General features: G+C 63.1%; 23 protein-coding genes and 1 tRNA gene. 11 read left to right on the forward strand and 13 right to left on the reverse strand.

The annotated features are described in order from the left end of the window. Window positions 1-64: 64 nt before the first annotated feature. From omp10 to NKH67_RS05985, 9 genes are all read right to left on the reverse strand, one after another. Window positions 65-439 carry an outer membrane lipoprotein Omp10 gene (gene omp10 / locus NKH67_RS05945; protein ID WP_023720183.1) on the reverse strand — a complete coding sequence of 125 codons (375 nt, stop codon included), beginning with the start codon at window positions 437-439 and terminating at the stop codon, window positions 65-67. Between the two features lie 187 nt (window positions 440-626). Further along, on the reverse strand, window positions 627-2,072 hold the full coding sequence (locus tag NKH67_RS05950; protein WP_352448220.1) for a homospermidine synthase: 1,446 nt from the start codon (window positions 2,070-2,072) through the stop codon (window positions 627-629). A 122-nt stretch (window positions 2,073-2,194) separates the two neighbouring features. Beyond that, on the reverse strand, window positions 2,195-3,433 hold the full coding sequence (locus tag NKH67_RS05955) for a hypothetical protein (RefSeq protein WP_352469534.1): 1,239 nt from the start codon (window positions 3,431-3,433) through the stop codon (window positions 2,195-2,197). Further along, window positions 3,417-4,373 carry a heme-dependent oxidative N-demethylase family protein gene (locus NKH67_RS05960; protein ID WP_352469535.1) on the reverse strand — a complete coding sequence of 319 codons (957 nt, stop codon included), beginning with the start codon at window positions 4,371-4,373 and terminating at the stop codon, window positions 3,417-3,419. Before NKH67_RS05960 ends, NKH67_RS05955 begins: the two co-directional genes overlap by 17 nt. Continuing rightward, complete coding sequence (locus tag NKH67_RS05965; RefSeq protein ID WP_352469536.1) at window positions 4,370-4,657, reverse strand: YciI family protein; 288 nt, start codon at window positions 4,655-4,657, stop codon at window positions 4,370-4,372. Before NKH67_RS05965 ends, NKH67_RS05960 begins: the two co-directional genes overlap by 4 nt. A gap of 17 nt (window positions 4,658-4,674) precedes the next feature. Further along, window positions 4,675-5,337 carry an aminotransferase class IV family protein gene (locus NKH67_RS05970; RefSeq protein ID WP_352469537.1) on the reverse strand — a complete coding sequence of 221 codons (663 nt, stop codon included), beginning with the start codon at window positions 5,335-5,337 and terminating at the stop codon, window positions 4,675-4,677. Beyond that, the gene (locus tag NKH67_RS05975) at window positions 5,286-6,437 is read right to left on the reverse strand and encodes an aminodeoxychorismate synthase component I (RefSeq protein ID WP_352469538.1); all 1,152 of its coding nucleotides are present in this window, start codon (window positions 6,435-6,437) and stop codon (window positions 5,286-5,288) included. The genes NKH67_RS05970 and NKH67_RS05975 overlap by 52 nt, the downstream gene beginning before the upstream one ends. Before the next feature lie 157 nt (window positions 6,438-6,594). Next, a complete protein-coding gene (locus tag NKH67_RS05980) occupies window positions 6,595-7,383 on the reverse strand; it encodes a helix-hairpin-helix domain-containing protein (RefSeq protein ID WP_352469539.1) in 789 nt (262 codons plus the stop codon). 390 nt (window positions 7,384-7,773) lie between these two features. Beyond that, the gene (locus NKH67_RS05985; protein WP_352469540.1) at window positions 7,774-9,609 is read right to left on the reverse strand and encodes a M3 family oligoendopeptidase; all 1,836 of its coding nucleotides are present in this window, start codon (window positions 9,607-9,609) and stop codon (window positions 7,774-7,776) included. A gap of 152 nt (window positions 9,610-9,761) precedes the next feature. On the opposite strand from NKH67_RS05985, the gene NKH67_RS05990 reads away from it, so the two are divergent. From NKH67_RS05990 to NKH67_RS06000, 3 genes are all read left to right on the forward strand, one after another. Beyond that, window positions 9,762-11,339 carry a sigma-54-dependent transcriptional regulator gene (locus NKH67_RS05990; RefSeq protein WP_352501926.1) on the forward strand — a complete coding sequence of 526 codons (1,578 nt, stop codon included), beginning with the start codon at window positions 9,762-9,764 and terminating at the stop codon, window positions 11,337-11,339. Between the two features lie 359 nt (window positions 11,340-11,698). After that, window positions 11,699-13,552, forward strand: coding sequence for a peptidoglycan L,D-endopeptidase MepK (gene mepK / locus NKH67_RS05995; protein ID WP_352469542.1), 1,854 nt, complete (start codon window positions 11,699-11,701; stop codon window positions 13,550-13,552). A gap of 105 nt (window positions 13,553-13,657) precedes the next feature. Continuing rightward, a tRNA-Gln gene (locus NKH67_RS06000) sits at window positions 13,658-13,731 on the forward strand. A gap of 43 nt (window positions 13,732-13,774) precedes the next feature. On the opposite strand, the gene NKH67_RS06005 is transcribed toward NKH67_RS06000, so the two are convergent. After that, window positions 13,775-14,413, reverse strand: a complete 639-nt coding sequence (locus tag NKH67_RS06005) for a 2-dehydro-3-deoxy-phosphogluconate aldolase (RefSeq protein ID WP_352469543.1) — start codon at window positions 14,411-14,413, stop codon at window positions 13,775-13,777. Between the two features lie 168 nt (window positions 14,414-14,581). Here NKH67_RS06005 and trhO point away from each other — a divergent pair, with 168 nt between their 5' ends. Continuing rightward, window positions 14,582-15,502, forward strand: a complete 921-nt coding sequence (gene trhO / locus NKH67_RS06010) for an oxygen-dependent tRNA uridine(34) hydroxylase TrhO (protein WP_502893725.1) — start codon at window positions 14,582-14,584, stop codon at window positions 15,500-15,502. A 22-nt stretch (window positions 15,503-15,524) separates the two neighbouring features. On the opposite strand, the gene NKH67_RS06015 is transcribed toward trhO, so the two are convergent. Next, window positions 15,525-15,884, reverse strand: a complete 360-nt coding sequence (locus NKH67_RS06015; RefSeq protein ID WP_352469545.1) for a YybH family protein — start codon at window positions 15,882-15,884, stop codon at window positions 15,525-15,527. Between the two features lie 276 nt (window positions 15,885-16,160). On the opposite strand from NKH67_RS06015, the gene NKH67_RS06020 reads away from it, so the two are divergent. The 4 genes from NKH67_RS06020 (at window position 16,161) to NKH67_RS06035 (ending at window position 18,841) form a co-directional block, all read left to right on the forward strand. Then, the gene (locus NKH67_RS06020; protein ID WP_352469546.1) at window positions 16,161-16,907 is read left to right on the forward strand and encodes a tellurite resistance TerB family protein; all 747 of its coding nucleotides are present in this window, start codon (window positions 16,161-16,163) and stop codon (window positions 16,905-16,907) included. A gap of 221 nt (window positions 16,908-17,128) precedes the next feature. Next, window positions 17,129-17,884, forward strand: coding sequence for an SDR family oxidoreductase (locus NKH67_RS06025; RefSeq protein WP_352469547.1), 756 nt, complete (start codon window positions 17,129-17,131; stop codon window positions 17,882-17,884). 191 nt (window positions 17,885-18,075) lie between these two features. Next, window positions 18,076-18,528 (forward strand): hypothetical protein, encoded by a 453-nt coding sequence (locus tag NKH67_RS06030; protein WP_352469548.1) that lies wholly within the window; start codon window positions 18,076-18,078, stop codon window positions 18,526-18,528. A 25-nt stretch (window positions 18,529-18,553) separates the two neighbouring features. Then, window positions 18,554-18,841 (forward strand): transposase, encoded by a 288-nt coding sequence (locus NKH67_RS06035; RefSeq protein ID WP_352469549.1) that lies wholly within the window; start codon window positions 18,554-18,556, stop codon window positions 18,839-18,841. A 9-nt stretch (window positions 18,842-18,850) separates the two neighbouring features. Here the strand turns inward: NKH67_RS06035 and NKH67_RS06040 are convergent, their stop codons facing one another. Beyond that, window positions 18,851-19,231 (reverse strand): YciI family protein, encoded by a 381-nt coding sequence (locus tag NKH67_RS06040; RefSeq protein ID WP_254816974.1) that lies wholly within the window; start codon window positions 19,229-19,231, stop codon window positions 18,851-18,853. Between the two features lie 22 nt (window positions 19,232-19,253). Continuing rightward, window positions 19,254-20,438: a pyridoxal phosphate-dependent aminotransferase gene (locus tag NKH67_RS06045; protein WP_352469550.1), complete on the reverse strand. Its 1,185-nt coding sequence runs from the start codon at window positions 20,436-20,438 to the stop codon at window positions 19,254-19,256. A gap of 83 nt (window positions 20,439-20,521) precedes the next feature. On the opposite strand from NKH67_RS06045, the gene NKH67_RS06050 reads away from it, so the two are divergent. The 3 genes from NKH67_RS06050 (at window position 20,522) to NKH67_RS06060 (ending at window position 22,574) form a co-directional block, all read left to right on the forward strand. Then, complete coding sequence (locus NKH67_RS06050) at window positions 20,522-21,208, forward strand: GNAT family N-acetyltransferase (RefSeq protein ID WP_352469551.1); 687 nt, start codon at window positions 20,522-20,524, stop codon at window positions 21,206-21,208. A gap of 113 nt (window positions 21,209-21,321) precedes the next feature. Further along, window positions 21,322-22,305 (forward strand): cation diffusion facilitator family transporter, encoded by a 984-nt coding sequence (locus NKH67_RS06055; RefSeq protein ID WP_352469552.1) that lies wholly within the window; start codon window positions 21,322-21,324, stop codon window positions 22,303-22,305. A gap of 62 nt (window positions 22,306-22,367) precedes the next feature. Beyond that, window positions 22,368-22,574 carry a hypothetical protein gene (locus NKH67_RS06060; protein ID WP_352469553.1) on the forward strand — a complete coding sequence of 69 codons (207 nt, stop codon included), beginning with the start codon at window positions 22,368-22,370 and terminating at the stop codon, window positions 22,572-22,574.

Below are 22,574 nucleotides of genomic sequence, written 5' to 3' on the forward strand. Positions count from 1 at the left end.
GCCGGCGCAAGAAGACGGCGGCTTGAAGCCGCCATCTTTTGCAAAGTCAATTCGGAATCGGATTTCAGGTGCGCCTGGTCAGCACAAAATTCTGCCCGCTCGCGCTGGTGCAATTGAGCTGGCTGGTGGAGACCATCAGGCAGTTGAAGCTGATTGGCGTCTGGCGGATCAGCGAAGTGCCATGGATCTCGACCGAGGTGCCGCCGGTCATGGTGTAGCTGCCATCGGCAAGCTTCTGGCCGGTGTCGGTTGCGACGGTCGCGAAGCTGCCGCCCTTGAAGGTGGACAAGCCCGTGCCCTGCGCGTCGATCCAGGAGCCTTCAACCCCCTTGGCCGTGATCACCGGCGGCTCGCCTGGGCCGGTTGTCGTGCAGGCCGCCAACGCGACCGTAGCGGCCGCGGCAATGCCAGCCGAAAGCAGTCTTTGCGCAATCGTCATCTTCAAGATCCTCTCCTCTCGCATCGGCCCGAAAATCGATCCGATTTTCGGAAAGCACGATGCGCACATTCAAAGTGCTAGAGCGTACTTTGTGCGTCCAAATGGACGCACGTGGCTCTAGGCCGCCCCTCTTCAATCGCCCGATTTCCGGGCGATTGCAAGCTGGCCGAGTGTCGAGGCAACGCTGCTATCGAACGAGGATGTTGCGGAATTGCCACGGGTCTTTGGTATCGAGATCCTCGGGAAACAGACCAGGCCGATTGTCGAGCGGTGTCCAGTCGGTATAATAGCTCCTGACCGGCCCGAGATAGGGGCCCTGCACGTCGAGGCAGCGCTTGTAATCCATCTCGTCGGCCTCGACGATGCCGGCCTCGGGATTTTCCAGCGCCCAGACCATGCCGGCCAGCACCGCCGACGTGACCTGCATGCCGGTGGCGTTCTGATAGGGCGCCAGCTTGCGCGCCTCGGCCAGCGACAGCTGCGAGCCGTACCAGTAGGCGTTCTTGGCGTGGCCGTAGAGCAGCACGCCGAGTTCGTCGACGCCATCGACCAGTTCATTTTCGTCGAGCACGTGATGCACGGGCTGAGCCTTGCCGGCGACACCGAACATCTCGTGCAGCGACAGCACTGCGTCGTTGCAGGGATGATAGGCGTAATGGCAGGTCGGCCGGTATTGCACCTTGCCCTTCTTGCCGCGCAGCGTGAAAAAATCGGCAATCGAGATCGCTTCGTTGTGTGTCACCAGGAAACCGTATTGCGGGCCGGGCGTCGGACACCACGTGCGCACGCGTGTATTGGCGCCGGGCTGCTCCAGATAGATCGCGGCCTTCGAACCGTTCTTGTGGCTTTTGGCGTTCTTCGGCATCCACGCCTCATGCGTGCCCCAGCCGAGCTCGGCCGGCTGCAGCCCTTCCGAAATGAAGCCTTCGACCGACCAGGTGTTCCAGAACACGTTCATCGGCTTGGGCTTCTTGGTGCGCTGGGTGTCGCGCTCGGCGATATGGATGCCCTTGACGCCGGCCTTCTTCATCAGCCTGGCCCAGCCTTCGCGATCGTGCTGCGCGGGTTCCGAGAAGTCGAGGCCAAGATCTGTGGCGAGATTGACCAGTGCCTGCTTGACGAACCACGAGACCATGCCCGGATTGGCGCCGCAGCACGAGATCGCCGTGGTGCCGCCCGGGTTCTTCGCGATTTCAGTACGTACGGTCTCGCGCAGCGCATAGTTGGTGCGTGAGGCGTTGTCGGCCTTCTCGTCGAAATAAAAGCCGAGCCAGGGTTCGACCACCGTGTCGATATAGAGGACGCCAAGCTTGCGGCAGAGCTTCATCAGCTCAAGCGAGGAAGTGTCGACCGACAGGTTGACGCAAAAGCCCTGGCCGCCGCCATTGGTCAAAAGTGGTGTCAGCAGCTTCTTGTAGTTCTTTTTGGTCACCGCATCCTGCATGAAAGTGATGCCGCGCTCGTCGAGCAATTTACGGTCGGTGTCGCGCGGGTCGATGACCGTCATGCGCGACTTGTCGAATTTGAAATGGCGCTCGATCAGCGGCAGCGTTCCCCGTCCGATCGAGCCGAAGCCGATCATCACTACAGGGCCGGTGATCTCACCGTAAACGGGCCAGTTTTCATTCGCCATTTATCGATTACTCCCTCAAAAAACGCTTCGGAACAGCGGCTTGGCCGCGGCGCGACAAACCATAGATCATTGTCACAATAAAGCGAAAAGCGGACGGCCGGCCTCACGCCGCGCCATCCCGGCTACGGCTCGACTAGTCTTGCGAATGCAGGCTTGAAGAGGTCACGTGCCTCGGAGACCGGCAGTTCCAGCAGATCGTCGGCGCAGGCCTGGATGGCATGCGGCAGGGTCTGGAGCCCGAAAACCAGAACCTGCTTGTCGCCCTCACGCCAGAGGCTGACCGCTAGATATTCGCCGATGAGATCGTCAATGCCGCATTCGGCTTCGTGATCGATATCGGTCTGATCGATCGGTTTCTTGCGCCGCTGCTTGACGAAGGAGGCCAGGGAAGGACCGGGCTTGCCATCCACCGTATCCGAGAAAATGTCCTGAAGGCCAAGCAGGACGCCGCGCCGCACATCCATGATGTAGGCGTCCGAATAGTTGGTCGGATGCGCTCCGCCGCAGAAGATGCTGCCGGACTCCCGCCAGCTCATCAGCCGCGGAGTCAGCGACGTCACTTCGAATGTGCTGTCCTCATAGCCGCCGAGCGTGCCGCCGTTCATACCGTCAATTGGCCCGCCTTCGTTGAAACCGGCATATTGCGCCGCCACGCAGCCCAGTGCGCCGATGTTTGCGCGCCAGTGCCTCTCTTGCAGCAGAGCATTCGCGGCCTCGATCGGAACGTCGCCGGACAGTTCGACAATGCGCGGCGTGGCAAACCTGGTGCGGGGGTCGACGACATAGCGGTAGGTTGCGTCCGGCCAACCAGTCGTCTTGCCGTTATCGAGCTGAGTGTCCATCCGCAGATAGTCATAAGGGGACGTTTCCATAGTGAGCGGCGTGTCATTGGCGAAGAACTTCATGAAGCTGAAATCGTAGAGATCGAGCGGGGTGCTGGGCTCGTTCCCGGTCACTTGCCGACTTGCGACCCGTTCCAATCTGAGCGGCAGCGCCTTCTTTCCGTTCCAGCTGCCTTCAAGGGTCTTGCCGTTACTGGATGAGGCCAGGCGCCACACGGCGGCAATCGGCGCGGCCTTTCCGTCATCGCAATTGTCGGTGCCGCATGCCTCCTCCTCGGCCAGTTCGAACTTGCTGCCCCTTTGAGACCGGGCCTGCAGCGGGATGTCAACGCCCTTCGAGCGGTAGAAATAGCGGCCGGCCAGCGGGCCGCCGGGCGCCGCGGGGTCGCCGGTGAATTCGACGACGATATCGGCCTTTCCAAGCTTGCCGGCATAAGTCACCGGCTCCGCCTCGGCTGCTGTCGACAGTACCAGGATCGCGGCCATGAACGTGACCGGCCTGCTAAGATGCTGGATCATTGTTCCCCCCAGCGATCATTTTCAGTGTTCCCACCAGCCGGTCACGGTCGGCGGTCATCCCCTTGTAGTCGAGTTGTGCCTCGTCCAGCGCCAGAAGTTGTTCGGCCAAGGACGCCGCGAGCGCCGCGCGGTCGGGGTGGCGTTCCAGCACGGCGAGCGGGTCGAGATGGATGCGGATGGTGAAGAGTACGTCGCCCGAAACGGGGAGCTTTCTCAGCGTCTGCCGCTCGACGCGGATAAAGGCATGGGCGTCGATGTCGCCATCCGGGAATCTCGACGGGCGACTGCTGGCGCGGTCGATGCGTTCGAGGTTGGAGAGCGGATGGTAGAGCGCGTCGCCCGCCTGGATCGACCAGTTGTAGCGCTCGACGGCTTGGCCCTGGAGGCCGTCGAACATGCGGTTGATGAGATCGGCCGGGCGTGTGCCCGGGCCGAAACCCGGTACCGGCGCGTGGATCTGCTGCAGCGGCTTGCCGAATTTTTCGATCAGCGACCATGACGACGGGAAGCAGAGCGAGCCGGCCGCCAGACGCCAGCCGCTCTCGTCGCGACGCATCAGGATCAAATCCTCCTGGACGAGCAACGAGGCCGCGACAAGCGGCGCATCGCTGAAAGAAGCTGAGGTGCCTGAGCCCTCGAGATTGTCGATGCCGCCGATCACCTCGATCGCATTGTCGGTACGCCTGTGGGTCTCAGGAAAGTTCGCCGCCAGATGCGCACCGAGCAGATCGAGCACTTCGCGCTGAGCGTCGCGCGTTGTTTGCTCCTCGACAAAAACCTTGCCGGGAATTTCCGCATAAAGCCGGCGTTTCTCGGCAAGATAGGGCAGCAGATATTCGTCGACCTCGATCCAGCTATCGAGATTGAGCGGCTTCAGCCCGATGGTGAACAGTTTCGACGAGCCGTCATAGGGTGTGTGGGTCGGCGGGCGGAAGCTCATGCCTCTTTGTAGGCTTCCAGTGCGGCGGCGGCCATTCTCGCCGTGAATTCGGTGATTTCGTAATCGGCGGCACCTGCCTTGGCGAAGGGATCGTCCGCCAGTCTGGCTTCGAGCACTTCGCGTGGACCACGCGCGATGATGATGCCGCCGGTCCTTGGCCGCTTTGGCCCGGAGGCGACAAAGATACCTTGCGCATAGCAGGCCTTCAGCCACTCGACATGCGCTTGCTGCAGGCGGTCGATCTCGGTCAGCGGCACCTTGTAGTTCAGCGAAACCACGAACATTGTTGTCTCCAGATGCTTCAGCCCAGCCGCGCCGGGATCAATCCGCGCAGCGAGTTGCCGACGAACAGCGCCTTGGCCGATTTCAGTTCGTTCCACGTGTAGACCGCTTCACCGGCGCGGCCTTGATCCAGCAGTTCGCCGCGCAGGACGCCAGGCAGCAGGCCGCAATCGAGCCGCGGCGTGGCCAGCACGCCGTCGCCGAAATCGGCAAAGACATTGGTGATCGTGCCCTCGCAGATTTCGCCGCGCTCATTGGCGAGCAGCACCTCGTCGGCGCGCCCGGCGAGATATTCGGCGCGCGCGCGCGTATAGGTTTGTCGGCGGCTGGTCTTGTGGCGCAGCAGCATATCGCTCGAATCAAGCCGCACGCGCGCCAGCTGCAGGGTCCAGACCTTGTCTGCGGCGAGCGGCTCGTAGGGCTGCACCGACACCGCCATTTCGCCCTTGCGCGACAGGACGAGGCGGGTGCGCAACGCGATCTGTTGGTGGCCGACCGCATTCATCAGCGCTTCGCCGACCCTTGTCGGATCGCAGGCGAAACCGAGTTCGCTTGCCGAGCCGTAAAGCCGCGCGAGATGGCGGTCGAAACGGAGGAAACCCGAGCCGGGTTCCCAGCGCATTGTTTCGATCAGTTCGAAATCGGCAGTGTTCCCGTCGCGAAACGGGCTTTCAGCAGACACTCCTGGTACTCCTCTTCGGCTGTCGAATCGAAGACGACGCCACCGCCGACATTGTAGACCGCCTCGCCATTGGCAAAGAGCGAGATGGTGCGGATCGCCACCGAAAAGCGCATCCGGCCGCCGGGCGCGATCCAGCCTATGGCGCCGCAATAGACATCGCGCGGGCCACTTTCCAGCTCGCGCAGGATCTCCATGGCGCGGATCTTCGGTGCGCCGGTAATCGAGCCGCAGGGGAACAGCGCGGCGAAAATCTGATGGATGGCGAGGCCGGGCAAGAGTTTCGCCCGCACGCGGCTCACCATCTGGTGGACGGTCGGGTAGCTCTCGATGCGGAAAAGCTCCGGCACATCGAGCGTGCCAACCTCGCTGATCAGTGAGATGTCGTTGCGCAGGAGATCGACGATCATCCGGTTCTCGGCCTGGTTCTTCTCGTCGTTGCGCAAGAACGCTTTCAGGCGATCGTCCTCGGCTTTTGTTGCGCCGCGCGGCGCGGTGCCCTTCATCGGATGCGTCTCGATCATGCCTTCCGCGTCCACCTCGAAGAACAGTTCGGGCGAACGCGACAAGACGATCGGATCGCCGAGCGCGACCAGCGCCCCATACTTCACCGGCTGGCGTTCGGTCAGCGCGTTGAAGGCGACCAGCGGGTCGCCCGACCACTGCGCATGGACCGGAAAGGTCAGATTGCCCTGGTAGCAGTCGCCCTTGCGGATGTGGTCATGCAGCCTGGCAAAGCGTTTGGCGTAGTCGTCCGAAGACCAGGCTGCCTTGGCGTCGAAGATTGGGCCGTTGCTGGCCGGCGGATCGCCTGGCGCGACCGTCTGCTCGACCGGCGCATCGAACACGCCGAGGCAAAAAAGCGGGGCGCGGCGGCCGGCCGGCAGCAGCGGAACGAGCTTGGGTTCGAGCAGGTAACCGGCCTCGTAGGAGAAATAACCGGCCAGCCATTTGCCGCCGTCATGTGCAGCCTGCGCGGCTTCCAGCGCCGGCAAAAAATCCGCCTCGCCATGCGCTGCGATTAACTCGGCCGGCCGGTCGAAAACGAGCTGCCGCGCGGTCTCGTCGTTCCTGAAAATTGCAAAGGGCAGGGGCAGGGACATAAGGCTCGGATGCTGCGGTCACCAGCGATCGATCTATATGGGGGCTCGACCGTGCGCAATCGAGGGAACGGCGTCTCAAGACGCAAAGGCGCGGCGGGCAAAAACAAAAGCGGCGCCCGAGAGCGCCGCCTTGTTCCCGATGCCGCCTTGCGATGGATCAGGTGTTGCTGGCTTCTCCCGCGGTCGGGAAGCGGCGCGCAAATTCCTTTTCGTCGCCGGCGGCAAGCAGTTTCGCCTGCTCGATCCAGCGTTCACGTTCGATGCGGCCGTCGAAATTCAACGTCGCCTCGATCCGCTTGACATCGTCGGGTGTCCAGGCGGCGATCTGGGCATAGGTCGTGACCCCAAGCCCCTTGAGCAGCCGCTCGTTAGTCGGGCCGATGCCGATCAGGCGACGCAGATCGTTGGCTTTGCCTGGGGCAGTGGCTGTTGCCTTGCCGGTCGCGGCTTTCTTTGCCGCCGGCGCAGCCTTGGTTGCCGCCGGCGCGGTCGTCGGCGCGGCGCTCGCTTTCGATGCAGGCGGTTTCGGCGTTGCCGTTTTCGCGGCACTTGCGCGTGGCGCGGTCGCGGCCTTCGCCGTTGCAGATTTCTTCGGCGCCGGTTTGGCCGGTGCGGATGTCGACATCAGGGTTGACGGCGCCTGCATCGCCGCCTTGGTCGCACCGGCCTTGGCGGCTGGCGCCTTAGCTGTTGCCGCCTTCGCGGTTGGCGCCTGGGTGGTTTTCGCCTCGCCCAGCCGGCGTTCGAGATCGGCGCGGGCGCGGCCGCATGCATCCAACTCACCGGTCAGACGGTCGCTATCGGCCCGCAATCTGTCGCGTTCGCTGCGCGTGCGGTCTAGATCGCCGCGCAAACTGTCGAGTTCGCCACGCAGGCGTCCCCAAATGAACCAGCCAACCAACACACCTACCAGGAACGCCAGGAGCATGTAGAAAAAAGTGCCCATTGTCTTTCTCTCTCCAGTCCGATCCGTCCGCCCTGGCCTGTAGAGCCATGACCTCGGCGAAGGACCATTCGATGGTGGTTCCGCAATTTGCAGAACAGCCGGCTTCGATCGAGCTGTCGGCGACCGGTTTGCCCCTGGCCAACAACCGTTGTCGCATCCGCCGACACGCCATGGCCGGTCGGGATTTTCCGACCGGATCCATTCGTGCCCGGCTGAGCTTGAGGGCGGACGCTATCATACAGCTTACGGGAATCTAACGGAAAACTTCCATGGAAAGTTATTTAAGAACAAATAACCAAGACAAGAATAGACCATCGCCAATATGCGTTGCTGCTAAACTGTTCTGGAAAACCCGGTCATCCGGTGTTGCGCATCGCCCAGTGTTGCGCATCACTTGTCCAGTGTTTCCAGCTCGTCGATCAGTCCGTTGATCACGCCAAGCCCGATCTGCCAGAAGGCAGGGTCGGCCGCGTCGAGGCCGAACGGCGCTAGAAGCTCGGAATGATGCTTGGTGCCGCCGGCGCGCAGCATGGCAAAATATTTCTCCTGAAAGCCGCGCTCGGCGTTCTGGTAGACCGCGTAGAGCGAGTTCACCAGGCAATCGCCGAATGCGTAGGCATAGACGTAGAAAGGCGAGTGGATGAAGTGCGGGATATAGGTCCAGAAAACCTCGTACCCTTCGCGCAGCTTGATCGCCGGCCCGAGGCTTTCCGCCTGCACTTCCAACCAGAACTGGCCGAGCTTGTCGGAGGTCAGTTCGCCGCTCCTGCGCTCGGCATGCACCTTACGCTCGAACTCGTAGAAGGCGATCTGGCGCACGACCGTGTTGATCATGTCCTCGACCTTCTGGGCGAGCATGGCCTTGCGTTCGCGCTTGTCGGTGGTCTGCTCGAGCAGCGAGCGGAAGGTCAGCATTTCGCCAAACACCGATGCGGTTTCGGCCAGCGTCAGCGGCGTCGATGCCATCAGGGCGCCCTGGCCGCCGGCCAGCACCTGGTGCACGCCGTGGCCGAGCTCGTGCGCCAGCGTCATCACGTCGCGCGGCTTGCCCATGTAGTTGAGCAGCACATAGGGATGCGCCGAAGGCACGGTCGGATGGGCGAAGGCGCCAGGCGACTTGCCGGGTCTCACCGGTGCATCGATCCAGTTGCGGTCGAAGAAAGTTCTGGCGATCTCCGCCATGTCGGGCGAAAAGCGCTGGTAGGCGGAAAGCACGGTGTTCTTGGCCTCGTCCCAGCCGATGACCGCCTGTGGGGTCTCGGGCAATGGCGCATTGCGGTCCCAGTGGTTCATCACCTCCATGCCGAGCCAGCGCGCCTTCATCGCGTAATAGCGATGCGACAGGCGTGGATAGGCGTCGCGAACCGCGGCGGCGAGCGCATCCACCACGCTGCGTTCGACGCGATTGGCGAGATGGCGGGAATCGGCAATGTCCTCGAAGCCGCGCCAGCGGTCGGAGATCTCCTTGTCCTTGGCCAGCGTGTTGGTGACCAGCGTAAAGACGCGCAAATTCTTGCGGAAGGTCGTGGCCAGCGCCTCGGACGCCCGGCGGCGCACCTCGCTGTCTGCGTCCTGGAGGCGATTGAGCGCCGGCTCCAGCGTCAGCTCCTCGCCGTCGACGTCGAAGCGCAAATCGGTCATCGTCTCGTCGAACAGGCGGTTCCAGGCCCCGCGCCCGGTGATCGATTTTTCATGGAAGAGCTGCTCTATGCGGTCTTCGAGCTGATAGGGCTTATCCTTGCGCAGATCGAGCACCCAGGGCCGGTAATGGGCGAAGGCCGGATCGGCGGCGAGTGCGGTTTCGATCGCACCATCGTCAATGAGATTCAGCTCGAGCGCGAAAAACAGCAGGTGCGCGCTGGCATCGGTCATCTTTTCCTGGATGTCGCCATAGAGCTTGGCGCGCTGCGGATCCGACGTGTTGCCGGCATAGACAAGCCCGGCATAGGAGACGATGCGGCCGATCAGCTCCTCCAGCACTTCATAGACCTGAAGCGCCTCGCCAAGCCTGCCGGCGCCGCCACGCCCGGCCTCGGCGGCGAGCGTGCCTTTCCAACGGCTCTCGAAGGCGATGGCATCGGCGGCGGCCTTGGCGATGTCGCGCTTCAACTCGGGCGCCTCCATGCCCGAATAGAGATCGGCTAGATTCCATTCCGGCAGGTCGCCAAGCTCCGCCACGCCCTGACCGGGCGCCGCCGCCAGCTTTCGAGCAAAAACCATGCGCATTGCCGATCCTTCCAGACACAAAAATTCGAGGAAACGAGAAGCCGGTCAAATCCTAAGGAATTCATTCACCGGGTTTTTTGAAAGCTTATTTAGAACCCTGTGCCAAGATGATCCATAGGGCGCATTCTCGGGCGGGCACGGTCGGATCAGTCATGGCAGCTTCCATACTCATAGTCGATGACGATCCCGTGCAGCGCAGGCTGCTCGAGGCGGCGGTGACGAAATTCGGCCACACCGCGATCGTCGCCGATGGCGGCGAGGCCGGTCTCGATCTCGTCGACGGACCCAATGCGCGCGACGTGTCGGTGATCATCCTCGACCTGATGATGCCGGGCCTCGATGGCATCGGCGTGCTGAAGGCGATGCGCGAGCGTGGCATCCACATTCCCGTCATCGTGCAGACCGCACAGGGCGGCATCGAAACCGTCGTTTCGGCAATGCGTCACGGCGCCTTCGACTTCGTCGTCAAGCCGGCCTCTCCCGACAGGCTGCAGGCGTCGATCGGCAACGCCCTCAAGGTCGAAGCGCTCGAAGGCGAAGTGAAGCGCTCGTCACGGCAGCGCGGCGGCCATCTGACGTTCAAGGACATGATCACCCACAGTCCGGCGATGGATCGGGTGATCCGGCTCGGCAGCAAGGCGGCGGCGTCCAACATTCCGATCCTGATCGAAGGTGAATCCGGCGTCGGCAAGGAACTGGTGGCGCGCGCCATCCAGGGCAGCGGCGACCGCCGCTCGAAACCCTTCGTCACCGTCAATTGCGGCGCCATCCCCGACAATCTGGTCGAATCGATCCTGTTCGGGCACGAGAAGGGCTCGTTCACCGGCGCCACCGAAAAACATACCGGCAAGTTCGTCGAAGCGCACACCGGCACGCTGTTCCTTGACGAGATCGGCGACCTGCCGCTCGACGTGCAGGTCAAGCTGTTGCGCGCCGTACAGGACGGCGAGGTCGATCCGGTTGGCGGCCGCTCGACCGTCAGGGTCGACATCAGGCTGATCTCGGCAACCCATCGCAACCTGCTGCAGCAGGTCAAGGACGGCAAGTTCCGCGAGGACCTGTTCTACCGGCTGAACGTCTATCCGATCTTCGTGCCGCCATTACGCGACCGTCGCGGCGACATCCCCTATCTGGTCGAGCACTTCATGGAGAAGGTGGCGCCCGCCGATCCGCGCCACCGCCTGCGGGGCATCTCGGCTGCGGCGCTTGCCATGCTGCAGGCCTATGACTGGCCGGGCAACATAAGGCAGCTCGAAAATGCCGTCTTCCGGGCTTCGGTGCTTGCCGACGGCGACATGCTGACCGAAGAAGAGTTCCCGCAGATCCGGGCGCAAGTCGAGGGCACGGTCAATCTCGATTCGGGTATCGCCTTGCCAGCTCCAGGGTGGCCAGCTTCAGGGGGGCCAACTCCAGGGTGGCCAGCTTCCGGAGTGGCTTCGGGCAGCCAGCCGCGCGACAACATATCGGCCGCTGGCGGCATCGCAGCCGCCGACGCCGATGCACCAGCCAAGCCTCGTTTCGGCACGCTGCGGGCGCTCGACGAGCGCGGCAATGTGCGTGCGCTGGCCGACGTCGAACTCGAAATGATCAAGCTCGCCATCGATCACTATAACGGCCAGATGAGCGAAGTCGCCCGCCGCCTCGGCATCGGCCGGTCGACGCTCTACCGCAAGCTCAAGGAATACGGCATCGACCCGGAAACCGGCCGCGTCGAACGGCTCGCTTCCTGAGTCACAGGGCCAAGCCGGTTCTCATCCGGACATCATTCCACGCAACTGCGCCTCGAAATGATGTGTTCGCCACAGTGTTCACGTATTAAGGCGGACGGTAACAGATCGTGTTTCGAGCTGGCGCCAAAACATGATCTAAACCAGCGGTTTACCAAGATATCCTGCGCAATATTTTTGGCGGGATATCGCCACCGTGTTACCGCATTTCGGCTTCAATAAGCGATGATTAACCATTAGGATCGATATTCGGATGCACACACCACGCATCCGTTTGGTCAAATCCGGGGACAAAACGGCAGCCTGCAAGGCCTTTTGATTTGAACAGAATCGAACGACACGAAAACGGGCGGCATTATCACATGAGCGTCTGGCCGAGATGGCTGGCAGCGGTGATTGTTGCCGTCGGGTTCCTTGCAGCGGCGGCAACCGGCGCCAGCGCCGAGACACGTTCGCTGAAGCTCTATCATCTCCACACGCATGAAAAGGCGGAGATCGTCTACAAGCGCAACGGCCGCTACGACCAGGCGGGCTTGCGAAAGATCAACATCATCCTGCGCGACTGGCGTCGCAACGAGCCGACCAAGATGGATCCGCGCCTGCTGGACCTGGTCTGGGAGGCCTATCGGGAGAGCGGCGCCACCGACTACATACAGGTCGTCTGCGGCTATCGTTCGCCGGCCACGAATTCGATGCTGCGCAGCCGCAGCAGGGGCGTCGCCGAAAAAAGCCAGCACATGCTCGGCAGGGCGATGGATTTCTATATTCCCGGCGTGCCGCTGAAGAAGCTGCGCGACGTCGGCCTCAGGATGCAGGGCGGCGGCGTCGGCTACTATCCCAGCTCCGGCTCGCCCTTCGTGCATATGGATGTCGGCAATGTACGCCACTGGCCCGGCATCAGCCGCCAGGAACTGGCGCGCGTGTTCCCCAACGGCAAGACGCTGCATGTGCCGAGCGACGGCAAGCCGCTGCCTGGCTATCAACAGGCGCTCGCCTCCTACAAAGCCCGCAAGGGGGCCGGCGCGCCGGCCATCGAACTCGCCAGCGCAAGCGGCGGTGCCAAAAAATCCCGTGGGTTCTTGGCAGCCCTCTTCGGCGGTGGCGACGACGAGGCGGACGACAGCGCCGACGTGGCGATGGCCGAGCCGGCGCCAAAGCCCCGTAACGTGAAGCCGGCGCCGTCCGCCAAGAGCAGCAACCTGCCTGGCATTGCCATCGTCGCGCCTCAGGATGCCAAGCGCGCTCAGATTCCGGAAGTCGCTGATGCTCCGGCGCCTGCGCCTGAACCGGAGGATGACACGCCGGAGACGATCATCGCGGCATTGCCGGCGCGCAGCATTCCGCTGCCGGATTTTGCTCCGCGCCCGAAGACGGACGTCGGCGCCCAGCCGCCTGAGAACGTTCCGTTCGGCGTGGCGGATGCGGCTGGATCGACTGAACAGGCGGTGGCGACCGCGCAAGCGCCGGCAAGCGCGGCGCCGGCAAATGTTCCGTTCGGCATAGCAGACCCGTCTGCTGCGGCCGGCCCGGTGCAGGTCGCGGCAAACAACGTTCCCGTGCCGAGCTGGCGGCCCGATCATTCGCTGCCGGCCGATCTTTCGCCTGCTAGTCTTGCGCCGCAGGACAAGCAAGTGTTGCTGGCGCTGGCGAGTGCGGCCGAGCGGAGCAACACCGCCACCGACGCATTCTCGGTGTTGCCGTCGGCGCGGCCCGACAGTTCCCAGCCCGACGAGGTCAAGGCCGTTCTGGAAAGGGTCAGCGCGACCGACGAATACAAGGTCGCGTCGCTTTCCGAGCAAGCATCGGTGTTCGAGGAACCGGCGAGCGACGACGGGGCATCGAGCGACGGGGCATCGCCGCGCGAGGCCATCGTTGCCCGCCCGGCCGGCTCCGATCCGGCCGCCGTCATCGGTGCAGGCGTGAAGACCACACGCAAGGAACCCAGGGCCACCGCCCGCGACCTGAAGCCCGGCCCCAAGCCGGTGGTGGTCGCCGCCGCGCCGCAGGCCGCCCGGTGGGCGCTGCACAGCGGTGAGTATGTCGCAACCGTTTCAGATGCGACAACGGCGCCGCGCTACGCCTACGACTTCGTCCGTACGGCACCGAGCGAGGTCTATACGATAGGCTTCCAGCCGGGCAACGAGATGGCCGACGCAAACCGGTTCACCGGCAAAGCCGTCAAGTTCATGTCGGTGGCCCGCTTCAAGACCGAGTAGGCCGCGCTGGGCAAATATCGTAAAGGCTGCGCTGGCACCCCGCGCGGCCTCCACCGCCGGCACTGGCTTCCTTCATCCAGGGATGCTAACCAGCGGTCGGCATTCTCCCGCTTCGTCTAATGGTAGGACAGCGCCCTTTGAAGGCGTGAATCGTGGTTCGAGCCCATGAGCGGGAACCAGCCCGGCGAACCAGATCGGCGGCGGCTTTTGATGCAGAAGATGCTAGCGCCCGAGCTTGCTTGCCGCGCGCGCCAAGGCTTCGATCTCGTCCCATTTGCCGGCCTTGACCAGATCGTCCGGCGCCACCCAGGAACCGCCGACGCAGATGACGTTGGGCAGGCTGAGGTAGTCGGCGGCATTCTTGCCGGTGATACCGCCGGTCGGGCAGAATTTCACGTCGGCAAGCGGCGAGGCGAAAGCCTTGAGCGAAGCGATGCCGCCCGACTGTTCGGCCGGGAAGAATTTCAGAAAGCGCAGGCCGGCTTCGCGGGCGGCCATGACCTCTCCCGGCGTGATGGCGCCGGGCAGCAACGGCACGTCGCTGTCCTTGGCTGCCGCGAGAAGCTCGCGGGTGATGCCGGGGCTGACGATGAACTTCGAACCGGCGGCCGCCGCCTCGCCGAACTGCCGGGCGTCCAGGATGGTGCCGGCGCCGACGACGGCGTCTTCAACCTCGCCCGCCACCCGGCGGATCGCCTCCAGCGCGTCGGCGGTGCGCAGCGTGATCTCGATCGCCGGCAGGCCGCCGCGGGCCAGCGCCCGGGCCAGCGGCACCGCGTCGGCGGGATTGGCGATCTTCAGCACCGGTATGACCGGCTGGCCGTTGAGGAGCGACAGGAGCTTTTCGGTCGTGCTGGGCATTCGTCGTCTCTCCTCTGTTGATCAAGTCGACCGGTTAGCAGAAGGCGGTTTTTCTGTCCACGAAACGCGGCGTGTCGCGATGTCACGCGTGGTGTTCGAAACCTCCGCGATCAGACCGCACCCGGCTCTGCCTTGATCCGGCTGCCGTGAGCGTTTAGTGGCTTGGTGATGACACTGCCCAGCCAAGCCTTCCGCGTTGCCGCGCTTTACCGCTTCGCCCGGCTCGACACCTTCGAGGCGCTGCGCGCGCCGCTCGCCGCCTTCTGCTGCGCACGCGGCATCAAAGGCACGCTGCTGTTGGCGCATGAGGGCATCAACGGCACGGTCGCCGGCAGTGAAGCGGCAATCGCCGCGCTCATCGATCATCTCGAATCCATCGACGGTCTCGCCGGCCTCGAGATCAAATACAGCAGCGCCGCAACGATGCCGTTCCACCGCATGAAGGTGCGGTTGAAGCGCGAGATCGTCACCATGGGCGTGGACAATATCGATCCGGCGGCAGGTGCAGGCACCTATGTCGCGCCGGCCGACTGGAATGCACTGATCTCGGATACGGGTACCATCGTCATCGACACGCGCAACGCCTACGAGGTGTCGCTCGGCACCTTCAAGGGCGCTGTCGATCCCGCCACCAACAGCTTCCGCGAATTCCCGGCCTGGGTCGAGCAGCATCGGCACGAGCTAGACGGGCGCAAGGTCGCCATGTTCTGCACCGGCGGCATACGCTGCGAGAAGGCGACGGCCTATGTGAAGTCGCTCGGTTTGGAGGATGTGTTCCACCTCAAAGGCGGCATTCTGAAATATCTCGAGGATGTGCCCGCCGAACAGAGCCTCTGGCAAGGCGAATGCTTCGTCTTCGACGAGCGCGTTTCGGTATCGCACGGGCTGGTCGAAGGCGAGGCCGAACTCTGCCGCGCCTGCCGGCATCCGCTAGCCGCGGAAGACCGGCTGTCGCCGCAATATGCCACCGGCGTTTCATGCCCGCATTGCTTCGATGCCCGCTCGGACGAAGATCGCGCCCGCTACGCCGAGCGCCAGCACCAGGTCGAGCTGGCGCAAGCACGCGGCGACCGCCACATCGGAAGTTAGCTTCACGTTAAGCAACTTCACGTCAAGCAATAGAGAAACGATCGATGACCCACAGCCATGTCCCGTCGCTCTGCCGGCGCGCGACCTCGGTGGTGATGGTGCCGTCGGGAAGCCGGGTCGAGGTCAGCGCCAGGTCGCCATTGACGACAGCCGGGCGCTGATCTCCGGACTGAAATTTTCGGCCGGTTGCGGTGATCTCCGCGAACAGCGCCCGGATGGCTTCGCGGCCGAACGTCAGGTGTCCGCCACCGCTGTCGATGACTGCATGTGGCTCGAAAAGCGCGGCCATGCCGTCAATGTCTCCGACCCATTGCCGCGAAATCAGCAGGCGCTCCAGCTCCTGGGGATCGCGTGCCGGCTGGCGGTCTGTCTCATCGGTCATGCCAGGCTCCTCTCAAGCGACATGCCGCGACATTACCGAAGTCGAAGCTGGTTTCGACACGTCCGATGTCCACAGCGCCGCGCGTTTTTTGACGCGGAAGGAGGCTGCAGCACTGTAATTTCCGCGTGAGATCCAAGCAGATGTCGGTGCGAGGTCATGCGTGGCAGCGGGCAAAAGGACGCGCCGCGTCATTGTAATGTCAAACTGCGGGACCTAGGTCTTCGACGTGCAAACCCTGCCCGCGCACCTTCGGCCGGGCCAATTCTGGAGGCATAGATGTTCGATCCCAAAAAGCTCCTCGACGATCTGCTCGGCTCGCAAATTCCTGGCACCGGATCGACCGTCCGCGACAAGGCGGGGCAGGCGGTGCAGATGGCCAAGGACAATCCGCTTGCCGCCGGCGCGCTGGCCGCGGTGCTGCTCGGAACCGGCCCCGGCCGTCAGGTCACCGGTGCGGCGGTGAAGCTTGGTGGGTTGGCTGCGATCGGCGGCCTCGCCTACAAGGCCTACCAGAACTACAAGAACGGCAACGCGCCGGCCGAGACGCAAGCTGCAGGCGAACCGGAATTGCTGCCGCCGCCGGCCGATACCGCCTTCCATCCGTCGCAAGCGCCGCAGGGCGAAGACGAATTCACGCTGACGCTGGTCAGGGCGATGATCTCGGCGGCGAAGGCCGACGGTCACGTCGATGACGAAGAGCGGCAGAAGATCGCCGGCAAGCTCAGCCTCGCCGGCGTCGGCGCCGAAGCGGAGAAATTCCTGATGTCGGAACTGGAGGCGCCGCTCGATCTGGATGTGCTGATCGCCGGGGCCAAGACCGATGCGCAAAAGCTGGAACTCTACACCGCCTCGCGTCTTGCCATCGATCCGGACACGCGGGCCGAACGCGGCTATCTCGACCTGCTTGCCGGCCGTCTCGGCCTGCCGGATGCGCTGGTCGACCATGTCGAGGCGACGGTGACGGCGGCGAAGGTGCCGGCAGCGGGCAGCACGGCCAAGCCGGTCGCAGGCTCGCGCTGGTAGCTCGAAGAGGAAGCCTCGGAGCTCGGCGCCGTTGGCGTTAGCTTCTCGTTAATCCGGTGAGCGCATGATTTCAGTCAGTCGGATCGGTTTTCCTCCTCCCATGCCCGGTTCGGATCAGGGGCGGTCGCCAACGGCCGCCCTTTTTGTGAGCACAGGCTTTGGGCCGGCTTGCCATGGTTCCCGTCATTTGCGATGCCTCATCCCTTTCAGGGAGTACAGCCATGACCGACTATAAAACCGCCATCGTCACCGGCGCCGGCACGGGCATCGGCAAAAGCGTCGCCACGGCGCTGCTCAAGGCCGGCTGGAATACGGTCTTCTGCGGTCGCCGCAAGCCGGTGCTGGAGGATGCGATCGCCGCGGCCGGGCCGACGCAGGCCAAGGCATTGGCCTTCGCCTGCGACATCAGCAAGGCCGATCAGGTCGACGATCTGTTCGAGACGGTGGCTGCGGCTTTCGGGCGCGTCGACCTGCTCTTCAACAATGCCGGCACGAGCTACAAATCGACATTGATCGACGACATCCCGGTCGACGTGTGGAACGACATCGTCGGGGTCAATCTCACCGGCTCGTTCCTGTGTGCTCGCGCCGCGTTCGGCGCCATGCGCAGGCAGCAGCCGATGGGCGGCCGCATCATCAACAACGGCTCGGTATCGGCCTATGCGCCACGGCCGGGCTCGGTGCCCTATACGGCGACCAAGCACGCCATCACCGGGCTGACCAGGACGCTGGCGCTGGACGGCAGGCCCTTCGACATTGCTTGCGGCCAGATCGACATCGGCAACGCGCTGACCGACATGGCGCAGGCGATGACGGTCGGCGTGCCGCAAGCCAACGGCACCATTGCCGCCGAAGCGGTGATGGATGTCGAGCGCGTCGCCGATGCCGTCCTCCATATGGCCAGCCTGCCGCTCGACGCGAACGTGCTGTTCATGACCGTGATGGCGACGAAGATGCCGTTTGTCGGGCGAGGGTAGGCAACCGGTCCAGGTTGTATACATGTCGTTGTCCCAAAACCGCTGCGCACTTTGGGCGACATGCACTAGACTAGGCCGTAAACTCATAAATGCGGAATGACCGGGATAGGTGGAAAGCGGGCTTGGGATTTGTGGAAAGCGGTCATGGCACATGTCATGCTTGAATTGCAGTCATAGAGAATGGTTCATGCATGAATTGGGAACAGATAGCATCGGATTTCGCTTGGGACGGCTCCTGGCGAGACATCTACGTTCTGAACACGTCTGAGGCAGATTGGCAGGTCGTCTGGGACATCCTCCTCGAATGGACCCCGCCTGCTAGTTTCAGTGTCTCCGGCAAGATCGAGTCGATGCCATTGGGCGTCGAAGCGGCCCTGGAAAGCGAAACAGGCAGCTTACTGTCTTTTTACGTCGGGCCAATCCAGCTTGCATGTCACTTCTTCAGCCCTGTCGAAATTGAGTTCGACTTCGATCCAAGGCAAGTCAGCGGAAAAACCGAGGTTGAGAAGCTTGACCGCTTTATGCGATTGCTCGGTGACGCTACTGGGAAGCAGATAATTCTCACGCAGGAAAATGATCAAGAGGCTATCATCGCCCGCTACTCTCCCGATCTTGAGAGTGTGGTCTGGACGTCACTTTCATAGCCAAATGTCTGCCTCCGCAGCGGACTTGATCAAAGATTTGCCTGAAGGTGCGATGCTGCTCGCCGACAAGGGCTACGATGCCAACGCATTGCGCACTGCCATCACCGACCAGAACACTTGGGCCAATATCCCCCAAAGCCTATCGCAAGGCCCCGATCTGCTTCAGCCCTTCCTATACAAAGCCCGTAACCTGATCGAGCGCTTCTTCAACAAAGCCAAACAGTTCCGTCGCATCGCGACGCGTTACGACAAGCTGGCTGAGAACTTTCTTGCCGCCCTAAAACTCGTCGCAATCCGCATCTGGCCACGTTGAGTCTACGTCCTAGGGCCGGGTGACCGGAAGCGGCACGCCGGGTAAATATAGCGAAATCGGGCGGATTTCGTAGACGGCGGTCGGATTGACGCGGCGAAGGTCGCGCGCAATGTCGATGGCGGCGTCACGGTTGGCGCAGTCGACGACATAGAGCCCCAGCAATTGTTCCTTGGTCTCGGCGAAGGGGCCGTCGATAACCATTCCGGTGCCTGGCCCGCGCAAGGTGCAGGCGTCTTGTGTCGCGCCGAGCCGGGCCGCCGGCCCAAGGGTGCCTTGCCGGTAGAGCCGATCGTTGATCTGGAGAAGATCGGTCATCAGCGCCGCATCCTGCTCAGGCGTCAGTGCCGTGATCGCTTCTTCCTCGTGATAGGCAAGAATGGCATAGAACATCTGGCGTCTCCTTTCGTCGTCCTCACTTCGCCAGGAACGCCTCGATCCGCTCCAGCGCGCGCAGGATGTTCTCTTCGGAATTCGCGTAGGACAGCCTGACATAGCCTTCGCCGAGAATGCCGAAATCGGGGCCGCCGATCAGCGCCACGCCGGCATCCTCGAGCAGCGCCGAGGCGAGCTTCTTGGCCTTCCAGCCGGTCTTGGAAACATTGGGGAAGGCATAGAAGGCGCCTTTCGGCGTAATGCAGGAAACGCCGGGCAAGGCATTCAACCCCTCGACCACGACCTTCCTGCGGCGGTCGAAGGCGCGCATCATCTTGTCGACGTCGTCCTGCGGGCCGTCGATGGCGGCTATGCCGGCATACTGGCTCGGCGCGTTGACGCAGGACCAGCAATTGACCGCCAGCTTGCGCACCTTGTCGTAGAGATGCGCGCCCTTGTCGCCATTCGGCCAGATCGACCAGCCCATGCGCCAACCGGTCATCGCCCAGGTCTTCGACCAGCCGTTGAGCACGATCAGCCGGTCGCGGATTTCGGGGAAGGCGAGCAGCGAGCAGTGCGTCTCGCCGTCATAGGTCATCACGTCGTAGATCTCGTCGGAGAGGATGGCGACGTCCGGGTGCGCTTGCAGCCCCCTGACCAGCTTTTCGATCTCGGCGCGCGGCGTGACGCCGCCGGTCGGATTGGCCGGCGAGTTGAGGATCAGCAGCCTGGTCTTCGGCGTGATCAGCGCCAAGGTCTCCGCAGCCGAAAAGGCAAAGCCGTTCTCCTCGCGCATCGGCACCGCGATGGGGGCAGCACCGGTGAACTCGATCATCGAGCGGTAGATCGGAAAGCCGGGATCGGGATAGAGGATTTCGGCGCCCGGCTCGCCGAACATCAGGATCGCCGCGAACATGGTCGGCTTGCCGCCGGGCAGGATCATCACCGCTTCCGGCGAGACTTCGACGCCGGTAGTGGCCAGCGTGCGGCGGACCACCGCTTCGCGCGTCGCCAGCAGGCCGTTGGCCGGCGTATAGCCGTGATGGCCGTCGCGCAGCGCCTTGATCGCGGCCTCGACGATGTGCTGCGGCGTCTTGAAGTCGGGCTGGCCGATGCCGAGATTGACAATGTCGCGGCCCTGATGGGCAAGTGCCGTGGCTCGCGCCAGCACTGCGAACGCATTTTCCTCGCCGAGGCGGTCGAAGGCCGAAATCGTGTGGAGCATTTTTCCTGTCCGTGTGGTTCTTTCAGCGAGCGTGCGTTTTTGTGAGCGTCCGCCCGCAAAAGTCAAACGGATTGGAGTTTTCTGTGTCGGAAAATCTCAAGAATTGGCAACCGCGCCCGCGGCCCGAACGCAAGGTGCTGGAGGGGCGAACTGTCAGGCTGGAGCCGCTTAACGCCGAAAAACACGGTGACGGTTTGTTCGAGGCCTCGTCGGTGGCCGATGCCGGCGATCGCTTCGCCTGGCTGCCAGACTACCCGCCGGAGAGCCGTGCCGCCTTCCAGCCGTGGCTGGACAAGGCAGAAGCCAGCGAGGACCCGCTGTTCTTCACGGTCATCGACAAGGCCAGCGGCAAGGTTGCCGGGCGCCAGACGCTGATGCGCATCGACGCCGCCTACGGCGTCATCGAGATCGGCAACATATATTGGGGTCCGCTGATCTCGCGAAAGCCGGCGGCGACGGAAGCGCAGTTCCTGTTCATGAAGTACGTCTTCGACGAGCTTGGCTACCGCCGCTACGAATGGAAATGCAACAACCGCAACGAGCCGTCGAAGCGCGCGGCGGAACGTTTCGGCTTCAAGTTCGAGGGCATTTTCCGTCAGCATCTTGTGGTCAAGGGCGAAAACCGCGATACCGCGTGGTATTCGATCATCGACAGGGAATGGCCAGATCTGCGCAGAGCCTATGAGGCGTGGCTCGATCCGGCTAATTTCGACAGCGATGGCCAGCAAAGGCGGCGGCTCGAGGATTTTCGCGCTGAGTTCGGCGCCTGACCATGATCCCGAAAAGTGGACGCCGGTTTTCGGATAAGATCATGGTCAAACAAGAAGACAGAGCCTCCATCCCGAGTCTGCCGGGATGGATCAGGCTCTAGCAGGGGCTATAGATGGCGCATACCCACGACCACGCTTCGCAGGGCCACGACCACAGTCACGGTGCCGGGCATGTGCACGGCTCGACCGACAAGAAGCGCGTGCTGATCGCGGCCTGCCTGACCGCCGGCTTCATGGTCGTCGAAACGCTTGGCGGTCTCTTGACGGGATCGCTGGCGCTGCTGGCGGATGCCGGCCACATGCTTGCCGATTGCATTGCGCTCGGCCTTGCCTGGTATGCCTTCCATCTCGCGGGCCGGCCGGCAACCGTGCGCCTCACCTATGGTTTCGGCCGGGTCAAGACACTGGTCGCCTATACCAACGGCATCGCCATCTTCGCCATTGCGCTGTGGATCGTCTACGAGGCCTGGGGGCGTTTGCTGACGCCTGAGCCCGTGCTCGGCGGGCCGATGCTGGTCGTTGCCATCGCCGGCCTTGCGATCAATATCGGCTCTTTCTTCGTGCTGCATGGCGGCGACCGCGGCAGCCTGAACATGCGCGGCGCCATCCTGCATGTGCTCGGCGACCTGCTCGGCTCGGCCGCGGCGATCGTGGCGGCGCTGGTGATCCTGGCGACGGGCTGGACGCCCATCGATCCGATCCTGTCGGTGCTTGTCGCGCTGCTGATCCTGTCCACGGCCTGGTCGCTGATGCGCGAAGCCGCCCACGTCCTGCTCGAAGGCGTGCCGGCAAGCCTCGACCGCGACCTGATCGCCAGGGACATCGAGGCGACAATCAAGGGCGTGCGCGAGGTGCATCACATGCATGTCTGGTCGCTCGACGGCTCCAGCAACATGGCGACATTGCATGCCTGCCTCAATGACGGCGTCGACGCGCATATGGCGGTAAGCGCGATCAAGAAGCGGCTTGCGGCGGAACATGGCATAGCCCATGCCACGGTCGAACCGGAATTCGGCCAATGTGCGGACAGACATGAGCATGATGACGAGCACGAGCATGCGCATGACACGGCACCGCACCGCGGCCATTATCACTGACTTCGGGAGTTCCTGGCATTGGCAACGATCGACATGAACTCTCGCCGCCCTGGCGCCGCGTGATGGACCACGACACCCGCAATGCGGCGATCGGCGCCGCCTGGGTTTTGCTGCTGTTCGGCATCGCAGCCTATTATCTTCCAACAGTGATGCTGGCGGTCGGCAAGGTCTCGACGGTGCTTGCCGGTGTCGTCGCGGCGATCTTCATGGTGGCAATCTTCGTCGTGTTCTGGCTGCGTAGCCGCAGCCAGCGCAAAAAGGGAAAGTGA

The sequence above is a fragment of the Mesorhizobium sp. M0968 genome (assembly GCF_040319065.1).
Classification (GTDB): Bacteria; Pseudomonadota; Alphaproteobacteria; order Rhizobiales; family Rhizobiaceae; genus Mesorhizobium.